Source organism: Hoylesella shahii (assembly GCF_937990675.1).
Taxonomy (GTDB): Bacteria; Bacteroidota; Bacteroidia; order Bacteroidales; family Bacteroidaceae; genus Prevotella; species Prevotella shahii.
Window position 1 is genome coordinate 1 of sequence record NZ_CALKQY010000063.1, and the last position, 16,137, is coordinate 16,137.

The window sequence follows — 16,137 nt, forward strand, 5'->3', positions numbered from 1 at the left end:
TGAAATTATGTGCATGAGGGGGAAGGACTTACAACTGGGTTTTAGGACTGACCCGTCTTTAGTTGAAGTCTGAAAAAACAAACATCTAAACTACCAAGGTGTTTAAATTCTCCCATATCAGCACTAGACCAAACCTATATTATAAGGTGAAAAAAACAGCAACAATTGTACTTCGAATTGGTACAAAAAAAAATTGATTGTCTCACGACAACCAATCTTTCTTAACCTTAATAATCTAATACCATGAAAAACACGTTACAAAGTTACGATAATTATTTAATTTTGCAAGCGTTTACTGATAAAAGTACTATATATATAACATTAATTAAATGTTTTCCCATTCCATTTAAACTTCCTTTGCAAAACCAATGCTTTCATATTGCTTTTTTCTACTTCACTAACAAACACGGGTGAGAGCGTCACCACAAGTTCATTACTGGATGGTGAAAGTGTGAAAGAAAGTAATTTGGGGTCGAACTGCGCCTGCAATTTATTAAAGTCTTCGAGCGACATATCGCTAGGTTTTTGCAGTTCTACATCTAATTGCATTTCAGGCATAGACAAAGTCTTCCAGTCGGACGTATAAAACGAGATTACGCTCTCGGGTGTTGGTCCCATGAATGTTTGCACCAAGCAGAGCAAGGAGTCACCGTTCGCCGCGGGCAACATCTTCATTTGCAAGGTAGAGACTTTACTTAGGTTAGCCAAAAGAAAATCGTTTGTTAACGTATCTATACGACTTTCTTCGCCCAGCAAGCCTTCAATAACTGCTGTTTTCTTCATTTCCTTTAAATCAAGCAGTTCTTGTCGCACGCTTTTCTCAAGCGAGCCTGCAACCGAAGTGGGCATATTCACCCACATTTTGTGCAACTGTTGTGCCATCATCGTTATGGGCATCAGCGCTAAGCACAGCCCGAATAGCATTCTTTTCATTGTGTTATACATTATTTATTAGGATAAAGTTGTCTTTATTATTCAGACTGTGTAACTCGTATACTTACTTAAAGCCAGCCAAATGTCATTTTTAACAAGGAGAATATAGCCTCTCGCCTACTCGTACACTTCGTCAATATCATATTCAGCACCTCCGCCATCATCTTTCGAACAGGGATCGAAGCCATCGGGTAAGGCAAATGTGGCGCTCTGACTGTAACCCAGACGGTGGTCGGCAAACACTTTCTGCATGAAATAGGCCCAAACAGGCAGAGCCATCGTTGCACCCTGACCCATACTTGTTGAGTCGAAGTGTATATCACGGTCTTCTCCACCAACCCAGCAGCCGCTAACAAGTTCGGGTGTAAAGCCCATAAACCATGCGTCAGCATTGCGGTTGGTAGTTCCTGTCTTACCTCCAATCTCGCCTGTGAAGTTATATTTGAAGCGCAAACGGCGAGCAGTGCCCTCGTTAACTACGGCTTGCAGTTCAACAAGCATTTTATTGGCACTGGTTTCGCTTATCACTTCGTTCATCCTTGGTTGGAACGTGGCAATTACATTTCCTTCGTTGTCTTCTATTTTGGTAACAAACATGGGTGCACACCTAATGCCATGATTGGCAAAAACCGTGTAAGCACTAACCATCTCGCACACACTAGCCTCGCACGGACCTAGAGCCAAGGCCATAGAAGGGTGTATATCGGGGTTGTTAAAACCATAGCTACGAAGCAAGCCCACAAATTGCTGCGGGTTTAGCTTACTCATAAGATAAGCAGATATCCAGTTATTAGACTGTGCCAAGCCCCATTTCAAGGTCACCATTTGGCCATATCTCGCCCTACTTCCGTTTCTTGGCGTCCAACTTTGGCCAGCCACAGTGTAAGTGGTTTGCACATTGGGTGCCTCATCGCATGGAGAGAAACCGTTTTCCATCGCCAGTGAGTAGAGGAATGGCTTGATTGTAGAACCAACTTGCCTGCGTCCCTCGGTAGCCATGTCGTATTGGAAGTGCGTAAAGTCCATACCACCAACATAAGCCTTCACCAATCCGTTCTTCGGATCCATACTTACGAAACCTGTTCGCAAGAACGACTTATAGTAACGAATGCTATCCAGTGGCGTCATTACGGTGTCTACATCGCCATGATAAGTAAACACGGCCATGTCGGTGGGTGTTCTGAAGGCTTTCCTTATCTCTTCTTCAGAGTAGCCCGCTGATTTCATATTGCGATAACGTTCGCTTTGGTTTATCGAGCGGTTCAAGATTGTGCGAACTTGGGCAGCCGTAAGCTGATTTGTAAACGGCGCGTTGGGTTTAGCACGATTTTCTTTGAAGAAAGCGGGTTGCAAGAAGCGGGCCAAATGCCTATAAACAGCATCCTCGGCATACTGTTGCATACGACTGTCTATTGACGTATACACCTTCAATCCGTCAGTATAGATGTTGTAATGTTCGCCATTCTTCTTTGTATTCTTGTTACACCATCCATAAAGCGGGTCGGTAGCCCATGCCACAGAGTCGTAAACATATTGTGCCTTGTTCCATTCGGGATAATTACTCTTTTCTGGGCGCTTGGCCATCAAGTACAGGCGTAAAAACTCCCTAAAGTAAGTAGCTGTGCCGTCTTTATGGTCTGTGCGATGAAAATTCAACACAAGAGGTTCTTCAGCATACATTCTATACTCTCCATCCGAAAGATAACCTGCCTTAACCATCTGCGACAACACCACATTACGACGCTCTTTGCTCCTTTCGGCATAGCGCACAGGGTTAAAGAACGAAGGGTTTTTGCACAATCCTATCAGTGTTGCAGACTCTGTAATGGTCAAGTCCTTAGGTTCTTTATTAAAATAGGTGTTTGCCGCAGTCTTTATTCCCACGGCATTGTGCAAGAAGTCAAAATAATTAAGGTATAGCGCAATAATCTCTTCCTTCGTATAATGGCGTTCTAGCTTCACCGCAATAACCCATTCAATAGGCTTTTGCAACAGTCGTTCGAGTGTTGAGTGGGCTTTTTCCGAATAAAGCTGTTTGGCAAGCTGCTGCGTAATAGTACTTCCACCGCCTGCACTGGCCTTTCCTAATAGTCCTCTCTTAATGAATGCGCGCCCCAGCGCAAAGAAGTCAATGCCAGAGTGGTCGTAAAACCGAATGTCTTCTGTAGCCACCAACGCATGAACGAGGTGTGGCGATAATGTGGAATACGGAATACAGATGCGATTTTCACGATTCTCATTCCATGTTCCTATAACCTTTCCATCAGCCGAATACACCTGTGTAGCAAATCGGTTAATGGGATTTTGCAATTCGGAAATCGGCGGCATATAACCTATCCAACCATTCCAAATGGCCACAAAAGCCAATACAGTAGACAGAACGCCTAGCACCAGCAAACCCCATAAGGTATGTATTAATTTCTTTCTCATCAATCTCTGAATTCTAAAATTACTGCAAAAATACAATTTTTCTCCCTATTAGACATCCAAATAAGAAAAATTATACTTATCTTAGCACGCAAAATAGAGAACGTTCCAATGTCAAAACAGATGAAACAACGTGATTTTGTGACAATTGCTGACCTTTCGAAAGAGAAAATTCACTATCTCATCGAACTGTCGCAAGAGTTTGAGAAACATCCCAACCGCGAGTTACTCAAAGGAAAAGTCATCGCAAGTCTTTTCTTCGAGCCTTCCACTCGCACCCGTTTGAGCTTCGAAACTGCAGCCAACAGGCTCGGTGCACGCATCATTGGTTTCTCGGATGCCAAAGCCACCAGTGTGTCTAAAGGAGAAACCCTCAAAGACACTATCATGATGGTGGCCAATTATGCCGACATCATCGTGATGCGACACTACATTGAAGGGGCTGCACAATATGCCAGCGAGGTGTCGCCTGTACCCATTATCAATGCTGGAGATGGCGCTCACATGCACCCTTCTCAATGCATGCTCGACCTTTACTCCATATATAAGACACAAGGAACGCTCGAAAACCTCAACATCTACCTCGTAGGCGATTTGAAATACGGACGAACGGTGCACTCGCTCATCATGGCCATGCGCCATTTCAACCCCACTTTCCATTTCATCGCACCCAAAGAGTTGTCCATGCCCAACGAGTATAAGCTCTATTGCAAAAACCACAGCATCAATTTTCAAGAGCATACGGCCTTTAACGAGAAGATTATTGCCGATGCCGACATAATATATATGACGCGCGTGCAAAAGGAAAGGTTCTCCGACTTGATGGAATACGAACGCGTTAAAGACGTGTATATCCTTAAAAACGACATGCTGGGCAATGTAAAAGATAATATGCGTATATTGCACCCACTGCCAAGAGTGAACGAAATTGCCTATGATGTGGACGACAATCCGCACGCATACTACATCCAACAGGCACAAAACGGATTGTACGCACGCCAAGCACTATTCTGCGATGTGCTGGGTATTACCTTGGAAGATGTTAGAAACGACAAAACCATCATCAAATGAGTGTAAATAAGAAAGAACGACTAGTGGCCGCCATCAAAAACGGCACTGTTATCGACCACATACCCGCCGACAAAACATTTCAAGTTGTGGCCTTGCTTGAACTGCAAACCATTAACGAACCTATCACTATCGGCAACAACTATGCCTCAAAAATGATGGGAAAGAAAGGCATTATCAAAGTTACCGACAGGTATTTCACCAACGAAGAGATTTCTAGACTCTCGGTAGTAGCCCCTAATGTGGTGCTCAACATCATTAAAGATTACGAGGTTATAGAAAAGAAAAAGGTGGAAACACCCGAAGAACTTAAGGGTATTGTACGCTGCAACAACCCAAAGTGCATCACCAACAACGAGCCAATGCAAACGGTTTTCAACGTGGTTGACAAAGAAAACCGCACATTAAAATGCCATTACTGCGACATGGAACAAACCATGGACAAGGCTCAATTGGTGTAAACACGCACTCGGCTGTATGCACACACAATACATCCCTTCACAGTGTACATATTAACAACGGCAAGACGAACACCACGTCTTACCAAAATCAATAACTAACACAAACAATTTCATTTATGAAAAGAGACCTAGAAATTTTCAAACTCATTGAAGATGAGCATCAACGCCAACTTAAAGGCATCGAACTGATTGCCTCGGAGAACTTCGTTAGCGAACAGGTGATGCAAGCCATGGGTTCGTATCTTACCAACAAGTATGCCGAAGGACTGCCCGGTAAACGCTATTATGGCGGTTGCGAAGTGGTAGACAAGGTGGAAAACCTAGCTATCGAACGCATCAAAAAACTTTTCGGTGCCGAATTTGCTAACGTTCAACCTCACTCTGGCGCACAAGCCAACGAGGCCGTGCTGCTCACTTGCCTCAACCCTGGCGACACTTTCATGGGCTTGAACCTCGCCCACGGCGGACACCTTAGCCATGGTAGCCTTGTAAACACATCGGGTATTCTCTACAACCCAGTAGGTTATAACCTCAACAAAGAAACGGGTCGCGTTGACTACGATGAAATGGAACGCCTTGCCTTGGAACACAAACCTAAACTCATTATCGGTGGTGGCTCGGCTTATAGCCGCGAATGGGACTATAAACGCATGCGCGATATCGCTGATAAAGTGGGCGCTATCTTTATGGTTGACATGGCTCACCCTGCTGGTTTGATTGCTGCTGGTCTGCTTGAAAATCCTTTGAAATATGCTCATATTGTTACTTCTACCACGCACAAGACGCTACGCGGACCACGTGGAGGTATCATCTTGATGGGTAAAGACTTCGAAAACCCATGGGGTAAGAAAACTCCTAAGGGCGAAGTGAAGATGATGAGCCAGCTTCTTAACTCGGCTGTGTTCCCCGGAATTCAAGGTGGACCACTCGAACATGTTATCGCTGCTAAGGCTGTTGCTTTCGAAGAGGCTCTCCAACCCGAGTTTAAAGAGTGGGCTATGCAGGTTAAGAAGAATGCTAAAGTGCTGGCCGAAGAACTTATTAAACGTGGATTTACCATCGTTAGCGGTGGCACAGACAACCATTCTATGCTTGTTGACCTGCGCGATAAATATCCCGAACTTACGGGTAAGGTTGCCGAAAATGCGCTTGTTGCTGCCGACATCACCGTTAACAAGAACATGGTGCCATTCGATACTCGTAGTGCTTTCCAAACAAGTGGTATCCGTCTGGGTACAGCTGCTATCACTACGCGCGGTGCTAAAGAAGACCTCATGGCCTTTATTGCCGAACTTATTGAGGAAGTTCTTAACAATCCCACCGACGAAACTACTATCGCCAGTGTTCGCCAACGCGTAAACGAGAAAATGAAAGCCTACCCGCTCTTCGCTTACTAATAATAATGGCGAAGGTCATTTATCAAAACGGGATGCAACCTTGGGGCTGCATCCCGCTTTTTGTTTTTACTGGTCTACTTTTCTTATTATGTTCAGACTATTTTATATTCCCATTTGATAATAAGTGTTTTCATGTTATTTGTGTGTACGCACTTGTTATTATGTCTTGCTTTAGTTATAACCGTAATCAGTTATTAGACCGCTTAGCTTACAACCTTTTAATGTTTTCATAGCTTCCACTCCTTCTTTCGTTGGCTTCTCGGCTTTTTGCCTGTTTTATTCCTTTGATATTTTACACTATGCCTACAAAACACAAAACATGCAATGTGTTCAACAACACACAACATTTAAACGGCGCTAACGCTTGATTTGAATAAGAATGATACAAGCGAGGTTAAATGTAAAATATTACGCATAAAATTTAACATTATGAGTACCTTATCTGCTCACAAATCTCCACTCGTTCGCAAATTTTCAATTCTCGCGAGGTTTGATTGGGTAAAAAAAGGTTATCTAGAGAGTGCATACAAAACCAAACTTCATTGAAAAAATATGCAACTTATACCAGATAATGAGCAAAAAGTATCTAAATGTCGTGCGTTTTGGTGCTAAACAGCTTGCATTTTGCTGCTAAACGCCATGCGTTTTGGTGCTAAACGCAGTGTATTTTGGTGCTAAACGCAGTGTATTTTGGTGCTAAATACGAGGTTAGTAGGTAGAAAACGTATGATTGTATGCAACATTCTGCATATTGAAAAGAGACTAAATCGCCACGATTTACAAAAAAATCATGCCTCATTGTGAGCAAAAACAACTAAGTAAACCGATTTTTTGGCTAATAAAAGCTGTTTTTGGCGCGACTAAAAACTTCGTCGAAGTCACTAAATAGAAAGGCAAAATGGTGCTTTTTGGTGATTTTTCTCTAAAAAATGACGTAAAATTAAATCTGAAAAGTTGAAAATTGAGGCTAAAAGCGTGCTTTTGGGCAGTATTTTCTGCTAGAAGGGGTCATCTATAGAGATGGTTTTTGTAAAATAAAAACACCTTGTTTAACAAAAGAGAAATCAGCAATAGCTACATTCGTTAATGCTACGCACTAACCTTAGTTTTACGTAAACTCGTTGTCATACAATTGAAATTTTGCTTATTACCCCATTGTGGTTTACATTCATTCGTCGAACTCACACCAACAGGCATGCCTTCAACGAACAAACTCTTAATCTCCATACGCGTTAAACAACTCTTGCCTTGTTTGACAAAGAGTTTTAATTTCATTCTCTTTGATTTAGTTCACTAAAGCGCCATTGCCTTACCCGCCACATAGCCCGTTGTCCACGCCGCTTGCAAATTAAATCCACCTGTAATAGCATCAACATCCAACACTTCGCCAGCAAAATAAAGGTTTTTACATACCTTACTTTCCATGGTGTTGAGGTTGATATCCGAAAGCGAGACACCGCCACAGGTAACAAACTCTTCGCGAAACGCACCCTTGCCAGTAACCTTATACTGGTCGTTTGTTAGCGATTCAACTAGTTTGTTCAAACCTTTCTTACCCAGTTCGTCCCACCGTTTGTCTGCGCCCAACGCCGTTTTTTCTAAAATATATTGCCACATTCGCGTGGGTAAACCAAAGGGATGAACGCTAGTGAGGAGTTTTCTAGGATTGGAATCAACAATAACTTGTAGATGTTCGGCCACCAATGCGCTGTTGGTTAGTCCTATCCAGTTTACTGCAATAGGGAATTGATAGCCACAATCGTGTACATAACGCGCGCCATAAGATGAGAGTTTGAGTATTGCCGGACCGCTTGCCCCCCAATGCGTAACAAGCAATGGGCCTGTGGCTTTATGTTTAGTACCCACCAACGACACCGTAACGCCTTCTACCACCGTACCCATCAAGGCCTTAAAAGTCGCATCAGCAATATTAAAAGTAAAGAGCGAGGGCACTGGCTGCACAATATTATGCCCCAAATTAGCCAGATATTGCAAGGCGTTGGCCTGTGGGCTGCCACCTGTTGTGATGGCCGCTCGCTGCACGGTTACAGGCTTTTGCACTTTAAAAAGCAGTTGTAGTTCTCCGTTTCCCATCTGCTTCACAGCCTCAACAGCATATCCTGTACGCACCTCCACTCCCAGTTTGTGGGCCTCGTGGGTTAAGGCATCAACCACAGATTGTGCCGATTGCGATACAGGGAACACACATTCATCGTCTTGCTTAACTAGTTTCACCCCCCGTTGTTCAAACCATTGGCAGGTGTCTTTGTGCGAAAACATATTAAAAAGACGCTTCATCATTTTATCACCACGCGGATAAGCCTGTTTTAAATCTGTAATTTGTGCAAACGAATTGGTAAGGTTGCAGCGTCCGCCACCGGTTATTAGCACCTTGGCCAGCACTTTTTGTCCGCGTTCAAAAATGGTAACACGCGCCTTGGAATTGGTTTGTTTGGCTGCAATGGCAGCAAAAAAGCCTGCTGCGCCACCGCCTACCACCGCAATATGAAGTCTCTCTGTCATTATATTTGCTTGTTTTATGCAAACGAAGATACAACAAAAAAGCCATTTTCACAAGGTTAAAGAGAGAATAAAATTGAGAATTTAAGCAGCCAAGCTTGTTACTTATTTGTGATGCCCGGCTAAAACCGCCCTACAAAACACCCAGTTAAGCCAGAAACAAAAGAACAACCGATCAAAGTAATATAGCACATCAACGTCGCAGCATAAACGCAGAATTATCGCCTTTTCGTGCTGTTTTTACAGCATTTTTATGTAAGTTTGCAGTAGTATTAAAACAAGCATCATGGACATCGAACACATTAAAGATAAACTAAACAGGTTGCCCAACCTCTCAACGGCCTTGGGTATGGAATTTATTTCTACCCCCGACCCCAACACTTGCATGGCTCGCATGAAGGTAGACGAGCGCAATCGTCAACCTTTTGGTTTCCTTAGTGGGGGCGCTTCGCTAGCACTGGCCGAGAACTTAGCAGGAGTTGGCTCGCTAACGCTTTGTCCTGGCAAGATTAGTGTGGGCATCAACGTTAGCGGGAGTCACCTAATAGCAGTGGAAGAAGGCGACACCGTAACTGCCACTGCGCATATTATACACAAGGGACGAACGCTACATCAATGGCAAGTAGAGATAAGAAACACTGCTGGCGATTTGGTTTGTTCGGTGCAAGTAACCAATTATGTGCTCAATGCTCGCAAAGATGACTGACTTTGCGCTCTTTCGCGAGCCACATGCCACGCATGCTTTGCGCTATATTCAGGTGCAAGGAGAGGCCCAAAGTCTTCCCAATTATGACGCACTAAACAATGTTGATGGCTTTGTTTTCGCACCCTTCGCCATCAGCGATGAATGCCCGCTCTTAGTTATTGCACCCAACAGGGTGGAAAAAATGGACGCAACCGCATACATTTTGCGTTTACCGCAGAGTGGTAATGAGGCTCCAATGGTACTTAACAACAAAGAAAAGCAATCAATTAGTACCTCTTATCAGCAGTGTTTCAGAAGTTTTCACCAAGAACTGGTGCAAGCAAGATTTGCCAAAATTGTTCTCAGTAGAACAGAAGATGTGGCTTTAACACGCGCTGTCGATGCCGAACAGCTGTTTTGGAGAGCCTGCCAACGCTACCCTCGTTCGTTTATTGCCTTGGTTTGCACACGCAAAGCAGGTACGTGGCTTATGGCTACGCCCGAAGTGTTGGTGCAAAACGACACACAACGATGGCGCACCATGGCGCTGGCGGGCACGATGAAACTTAATGCCGAACAACAACAATGGCCCGATAGTGCATGGAATAGCGACACGCTGCCCCTAGAATGGAGCGCCAAAAACAAGGAAGAGCAACGCCTTGTGGCACACTACATAGGTGACTGCCTAGCTAATCTGGCTTACGATATTGAAGAAACACGGCCTTACACCCAACGCGCAGGAGGATTGGTACATCTTAGAAGCGACTTTACTTTTAAGCTGAAGCCTACCTATGGACTGGGCGACTTGGTGCAAACACTGCACCCTACTCCAGCCATCTGCGGACTACCTAAGGCCGAGGCTTGGCAATTTATCATTGAAAATGAACCCCACAACCGACGCTACTACAGCGGTTTTTGCGGTCCGGTGTCGGCCATTGAGGGCACAAGGCTGTACGTTTCCTTGCGCTGTATGCAGCTTTCTAATCACAAAGCATGTCTATACGCTGGTGGAGGTCTGCTTAAAAACAGCACCGAAGAGCAGGAATGGGAAGAAACAAGAGCAAAAATGGAAACCATGTTGGGCCTAATGCAACCGTAATTTCAGTTCTTAAGTTGATGAGCAAATTGGTTTATGCGTTGTGGTATGAACCACACAGGTTTAAACCTCTTTGGTTTTCGGCAGAGCTTAGCTTATAAGTAAAAATAACCAATGCGCCAAACCAACCGCTTAACGCCTGGAATGGCAAACGCATGAACTTATAAACCTAAGATTTAAACACGAACTCAACCATCAAACATGTATTCGAATAAAGAAAACATCAATATTCTAACAGCCTTACTCGTGGCCCATGGCGTTAAGCGAGCCGTGGTTTGCCCTGGTTCGCGCAATGCACCCATCGTTCATAACCTCGTGAAATCGGGCGCCATTTGTTGTTATCCCGTAACCGATGAGCGTTCGGCTGGGTTTTATGCCTTGGGAATGGCTCTGCTAAGTGGCGATGCTGTGGCTGTTTGTGTAACATCGGGGTCGGCCTTGCTCAATGTTCTGCCAGCCGTGGCCGAGGCCTATTACCAGCATGTTCCCTTGATAGTTATCTCTGCCGACCGCCCTTTGGCCTGGATAGACCAACAAGATGGGCAAACCATTCGCCAACAAAACGCGTTGACCGACTTCGTTAAGAAAGCCGTAAACCTAAACGAACCCACCGACAACACCCAACGTTGGTACTGCAACAGGCTTGCAAACGAGGCTTTATTGGCTACTAATCATCATGGCGTGGGCCCTGTTCACATCAACGTACCCTTGTCTGAACCGCTGTTTGAATACAATGTTTGCAAGCTTCCCAACGTAAGAACGATTAGTAGGATAATGCCCCAAACGCTTGTAGAAGCCGACTTACACGAACTGATTAGCCAGTTCTTAAGGGCCGAAAAGCCGATGATTGTGGTGGGACAAATGCGCCCCACAACCATCGACACCACGCTAATCAAGGAATTAGAAAAGCATGCTGTGGTGATTTCTGAGGTGCTAAGTGGTGTTGGAACGCTGCAAAATGCAGACGAGCTGTTAGCCACGAGCACAGAAACAGTTGAGCTTAAACCCGATTTCATACTATACTTGGGCGGACATCTCATTGGGAAAAACATCAAGTCGCTATTGCGACAAGCGCAAGACGCAGCGCAATGGCTGATAAACGAGGGTGGAGACGTAATTGACACCTTTATGCATCTCACAACAATTGTGGAGACTTTGCCCAACAATGTGCTGTCGCTGATGGTGCAGATGATGCAACAAATCGATAAAAAACAACACGAAGCACGCGTCAATGCTTACATACAACGGTGGCAAAAAGCACACAACGACTATCGTGAAAACCTCAAGAAAGAGCGCTTAGAATACACCGAAGCGTTCGCTGTGCAATGTTTTGAACAACAGCTCTCGCATAGCACAACCCCTTATGAGGTGCATTACGCCAACAGTATGAGTGTGCGTCTAGCCAATAAGTACGCTCAGCACCCTGTTTGGTGCAATCGTGGCGTAAACGGTATTGAGGGTTCGCTCTCTACTGCAGCAGGAATGTCGCTGACAACAACCAACAATGTGTATTGCATAATAGGCGATTTGAGTTTCTTTTACGACCAAAACGCCTTATGGAACACACGCTTGAAAGGAAATTTTAGAATAATATTGCTGAACAATGGCGGAGGAAAAATTTTCCAACATGTGAAAGGAATGCCTGCCAATGATATAAGAGACACCTTTGTTTCGGCCGAACACCGAACGTCGGCTCAAGGCATTTGCCAACAAAACGGCATTAAATACCTGGTTGCCAACAACAAAAAAGAGCTACAAAAGGGCGTTACAGAATTGATAAACCACAACGAGGACTGTCCTATTGTGCTTGAAGTAAACTTTAAACAAAGCGCTGGTGCCTCGGCCTAAAGCGCACAAAAGCACCATCAACAACTATATCCCTTATCCCAAAACAAATAACATTGTATGAAAAGAGAATGGAAAAAAATTGAAGCATTCGACTTCAAAGAAATATTATTCGAAGAATATCAAGGCATTGCTAAGATAACTATCAATCGCCCTCGCTATCGTAACGCCTTCACACCACGCACTACGTGGGAGATGAGTCAGGCCTTTGCCTACTGTCGCGAGGCCCAAGACATAGGTGTGGTGCTGCTCACTGGCGCTGGAGATATGGCGTTTTGCGCTGGTGGCGACATGAACGTGAAAGGCAGAGGCGGATATGTTGGCGAAGACGGAGTGCCAAGACTTAATGTTCTCGACGTGCAAATGCAGATTAGACGACTACCTAAACCTGTGGTGGCAATGGTTAATGGCTATGCCATCGGTGGCGGACACGTGCTACATCTTGTATGCGACCTCTCCATTGCTAGTGAAAACGCCATCTTCGGACAAACAGGTCCAAGGGTTGGTTCGTTCGATGCTGGCTTTGGGGCTTCGTACTTAGCGCGCATAGTAGGACAAAAGAAGGCACGCGAGATATGGTTCCTATGCAGACAATACAACGCAGAAGAAGCCGAACGCATGGGCTTGGTAAACAAGGTGGTGCCATTTGACAGGCTGGAAGACGAGTGTGTGGAATGGGCTGAGACGATGATGCAACACAGTCCGCTAGCTTTACGCATGATTAAGGCTGGTCTTAACGCTGAATTAGACGGACAAGCTGGCATACAAGAATTGGCTGGCGACGCTACCATGCTGTATTATTTCCTAGACGAAGCGCAAGAAGGCGGCAAAGCTTTCCTTGAAAAACGTAAACCCAACTTTAAGAAATATCCTAAACTTCCATAAACCAAGCATGAAGTTTTGCATAGACATTGCACCTCATACGTTGCACTTTAAACAGCCTGCTGGTACTTCTCGTGGGGTGTATCTCACCCGAAAGACCTGGTTTATTACGCTCTCTTCACCCGAAAAACCGGGTGTTAAGGGCGTGGGCGAGTGTGCTCCGCTGCCTAATTTAAGTTGCGACGACCTGCCCAATTATGAAGATTGCTTGCGCCATGCATGCCAACGACTGTGCGAAACAGGAGAAATACAACACGAAGAGCTGCTGCCCTACCCTTCTATTCGCTTCGGATTGGAGTGTGCTTTATGGCAATGGCAACGCAATGGAGATATGGCACTGTCGCAAACTCCTTTCGGAAGGGGCGAAATGGGTATCCCTATCAATGGATTGGTGTGGATGGGAACATTTGAAGAGATGGCTGCACGCATTGAAGAGAAACTAAAACAAGGTTTCAGATGCGTGAAACTAAAGATTGGAGCTATAGACTTTGAACGCGAATTGCAGTTGCTGGGCCTTATACGTAATACTTTTTCGCGGCAGGAAGTGGAACTACGAGTGGATGCAAATGGGGCTTTCGCGCCTAACGAGGCTTTAGCTAAACTCGATAAACTGGCCACGCTCGATATTCATTCTATCGAACAACCCATCGCTAAAGGTCAATGGCTGGAGATGGCCAAGCTGTGCAAACACTCACCTTTGCCTATTGCACTCGACGAAGAACTAATCGGTACAAACTCGCTTTCAATGAAAGAGGCATTGCTAGACACCATATCGCCCCAATATCTGGTGCTAAAGCCTTCGCTTCATGGCGGTATCGCTGGCACGAAAGAGTGGATTGGACTGGCACAAAAGCGCAACATTGACTCGTGGATAACCAGTGCTCTAGAAAGTAATGTGGGCCTAAATGCTATCGCTCACTTAACTTCAGAGGTGTATGGACCACAAATCAATATGCCACAAGGACTTGGCACGGGACAATTGTTTACAGATAACATTGCGATGCCACTGCAAATTAAAGGAGATAACCTATGGTTCTTACCCAATTTTTAGAACTTTGGAACAACGACAACCCGCAAATGTTGGTTCACACCAGTGGTTCGACCGGTAAGCCCAAACCACTTTGGGTGGATAAATGTCGCATGGAAGCCAGTGCAAAGGCCACTTGCCAATATCTAAAGTTGAAAGCAGGCGACAAAGCTTTGCTCTGCATGTCGCTAGATTATATCGCTGGTAAGATGATGGCGGTGCGTGCACTGGTGGCTAAACTACAACTTATCGTTGTGGAACCCAACGGACACCCGCTAAAAAACATGGAAGAGGACATTGATTTTGCAGCAATGGTACCTCTACAGGTGTTTAACAGTTTGCAAGTGCCTTCCGAACGCCTGCGTCTTATGCGTATTAAACATCTTATTATTGGCGGAAGTGCCATTGAAGCGGACTTAGCACAAGAGCTTAGAAATTTTCCTAATGCCGTTTGGAGCACTTATGGCATGACCGAAACATTGTCGCACGTTGCTTTAAGAAGACTCAATGGACCAGAAGCTAGCGAGTGGTACGCGCCACTTCCTGGGGTTGAAGTGAAGTTAAACAGCAAAGGATGCTTGGTGATAAACGCTCCCCACGTGTGCCAAGAGCCTTTAGAGACAAACGACATAGCCATCATTAAGCAGGCTATAGATGTAAACGAAGAGGATTTGAAGCAGAACAGCGTGGAACAAGGCGTGGTGTTTCGCATCCTAGGTAGACTAGATAATGTGCTTGTTAGTGGCGGTATCAAAATACAAATTGAAGAGGTGGAACGTGAACTTTACCCACATCTCAACACCCCTTACCGCATAATAAAAATAAAGGATCAAAAGTTTGGTGAGGTGGTTGGACTAGAATTTGTGCCTCTCAGTGGCCAAAATCCAAACGAAGCCACAACCATGGCAAAACAGATTTGCCAACAAGTGCTACCCAAATATTGGCAACCTAAAGCCTATTTCGCCGTGAACGAGATAGAACGCACGCCAACAGGCAAAATAAAAAGGGGATGAAAGGCAAACAGCCATCATCCCCCAAGCTATACTTCATAACCGCTTAACGCCCCATAGGGCTAAACGAGTCGTAATATCCTCGTGGCATATTAGGTCCCCAAACTTGTTCTAAAGAAACCTGCACACTGAGATAAGGGTTAACATTGTACTTAACCGTCGCGCCAATTCTGTCGCCCAAGGCCTGCATATCATGCAACAAATAAGGCATTAACTTGTTTTTAACCAAGCTTTTTTGTCCATAGAGATAGCCTTCCCATTGGTCGTTGAAACGATAACCCACAACGGCTTGCAAACCTGCATTGCGATAATTGTCGCCTCCCCAGAACACATTGTTAAAGTAACCGCCTGCAGCCACCGTAAACTTCTTGCCTAATGGCTGTGCGTACATGGCCGAAATATTCTGCATAAAGCCTGCACCACGAGGCGCATTCTTACCAAATTGCGCGAAAACTGATGCACCCACATTGAGGTTTAGTCCTGGATGCAAATCCCATCGCTGGCTCGATGCCCAAAACCAAGGGCGATAACCCAAGGGTTCTCCCTGTCCACCCATGGTTAAAGAGGGCAATGGCAGGGGTAAATCTACAGCTGGTTCGGCAGCCACAATAGGTGAAGCACTGCGTTGCAGCGAGTCAATTGCTAGGCTATCCACCCTCTTTTGCTCGACCACAACCGCCTTATTAGTTTTGCGCTTGGTGTCGTGCCCTCGCTCGTTCTGCGCAAAAGCAGCATTCATCGTGGCACACGATATCATTAATAACAATAATAGTCTTTTCATCATGA

General features: G+C 45.0%; 13 protein-coding genes. 9 read left to right on the forward strand and 4 right to left on the reverse strand.

Going from position 1 to position 16,137, the window contains the following annotated elements; genetic code table 11:
- Positions 1 to 321 precede the first annotated feature (321 nt).
- Positions 322 to 933 (reverse strand): DUF3256 family protein, encoded by a 612-nt coding sequence (locus QME03_RS09135; protein WP_281724176.1) that lies wholly within the window; start codon positions 931 to 933, stop codon positions 322 to 324.
- Positions 934 to 1,050: 117 nt separating this feature from the next.
- The gene (locus QME03_RS09140; protein WP_281724177.1) at positions 1,051 to 3,363 is read right to left on the reverse strand and encodes a transglycosylase domain-containing protein; all 2,313 of its coding nucleotides are present in this window, start codon (positions 3,361 to 3,363) and stop codon (positions 1,051 to 1,053) included.
- 120 nt (positions 3,364 to 3,483) lie between these two features.
- Between QME03_RS09140 and pyrB the strand changes: the two genes are divergently transcribed.
- From pyrB to glyA, 3 genes are all read left to right on the forward strand, one after another.
- Complete coding sequence (gene pyrB / locus QME03_RS09145; RefSeq protein ID WP_281724178.1) at positions 3,484 to 4,431, forward strand: aspartate carbamoyltransferase; 948 nt, start codon at positions 3,484 to 3,486, stop codon at positions 4,429 to 4,431.
- Entirely contained in the window at positions 4,428 to 4,889 is a 462-nt protein-coding gene (gene pyrI, locus QME03_RS09150; RefSeq protein ID WP_273116272.1) for an aspartate carbamoyltransferase regulatory subunit, read from the forward strand. The genes pyrB and pyrI overlap by 4 nt, the downstream gene beginning before the upstream one ends.
- Before the next feature lie 116 nt (positions 4,890 to 5,005).
- The gene (gene glyA / locus QME03_RS09155) at positions 5,006 to 6,286 is read left to right on the forward strand and encodes a serine hydroxymethyltransferase (RefSeq protein ID WP_281724179.1); all 1,281 of its coding nucleotides are present in this window, start codon (positions 5,006 to 5,008) and stop codon (positions 6,284 to 6,286) included.
- Between the two features lie 1,293 nt (positions 6,287 to 7,579).
- Here the strand turns inward: glyA and QME03_RS09160 are convergent.
- Positions 7,580 to 8,809, reverse strand: a complete 1,230-nt coding sequence (locus tag QME03_RS09160; protein ID WP_281724180.1) for a BaiN/RdsA family NAD(P)/FAD-dependent oxidoreductase — start codon at positions 8,807 to 8,809, stop codon at positions 7,580 to 7,582.
- 283 nt (positions 8,810 to 9,092) lie between these two features.
- Here QME03_RS09160 and QME03_RS09165 point away from each other — a divergent pair, with 283 nt between their 5' ends.
- The 6 genes from QME03_RS09165 (at position 9,093) to QME03_RS09190 (ending at position 15,354) form a co-directional block, all read left to right on the forward strand.
- A complete protein-coding gene (locus QME03_RS09165) occupies positions 9,093 to 9,512 on the forward strand; it encodes a PaaI family thioesterase (RefSeq protein ID WP_273115670.1) in 420 nt (139 codons plus the stop codon).
- Complete coding sequence (locus tag QME03_RS09170) at positions 9,493 to 10,590, forward strand: isochorismate synthase (protein ID WP_410521768.1); 1,098 nt, start codon at positions 9,493 to 9,495, stop codon at positions 10,588 to 10,590. Before QME03_RS09165 ends, QME03_RS09170 begins: the two co-directional genes overlap by 20 nt.
- Positions 10,591 to 10,788: 198 nt before the next feature.
- Complete coding sequence (menD, locus tag QME03_RS09175) at positions 10,789 to 12,435, forward strand: 2-succinyl-5-enolpyruvyl-6-hydroxy-3-cyclohexene-1-carboxylic-acid synthase (RefSeq protein WP_281724182.1); 1,647 nt, start codon at positions 10,789 to 10,791, stop codon at positions 12,433 to 12,435.
- A gap of 57 nt (positions 12,436 to 12,492) precedes the next feature.
- A complete protein-coding gene (menB, locus tag QME03_RS09180) occupies positions 12,493 to 13,317 on the forward strand; it encodes a 1,4-dihydroxy-2-naphthoyl-CoA synthase (RefSeq protein WP_273115663.1) in 825 nt (274 codons plus the stop codon).
- Positions 13,318 to 13,324: 7 nt separating this feature from the next.
- The gene (locus QME03_RS09185; RefSeq protein ID WP_281724183.1) at positions 13,325 to 14,365 is read left to right on the forward strand and encodes an o-succinylbenzoate synthase; all 1,041 of its coding nucleotides are present in this window, start codon (positions 13,325 to 13,327) and stop codon (positions 14,363 to 14,365) included.
- Positions 14,344 to 15,354 (forward strand): AMP-binding protein, encoded by a 1,011-nt coding sequence (locus QME03_RS09190; protein WP_281724184.1) that lies wholly within the window; start codon positions 14,344 to 14,346, stop codon positions 15,352 to 15,354. Before QME03_RS09185 ends, QME03_RS09190 begins: the two co-directional genes overlap by 22 nt.
- Positions 15,355 to 15,397: 43 nt before the next feature.
- Here QME03_RS09190 and QME03_RS09195 read toward each other — a convergent pair whose 3' ends face one another.
- Positions 15,398 to 16,135 carry a hypothetical protein gene (locus QME03_RS09195; RefSeq protein WP_281724185.1) on the reverse strand — a complete coding sequence of 246 codons (738 nt, stop codon included), beginning with the start codon at positions 16,133 to 16,135 and terminating at the stop codon, positions 15,398 to 15,400.
- Positions 16,136 to 16,137 lie beyond the last annotated feature (2 nt).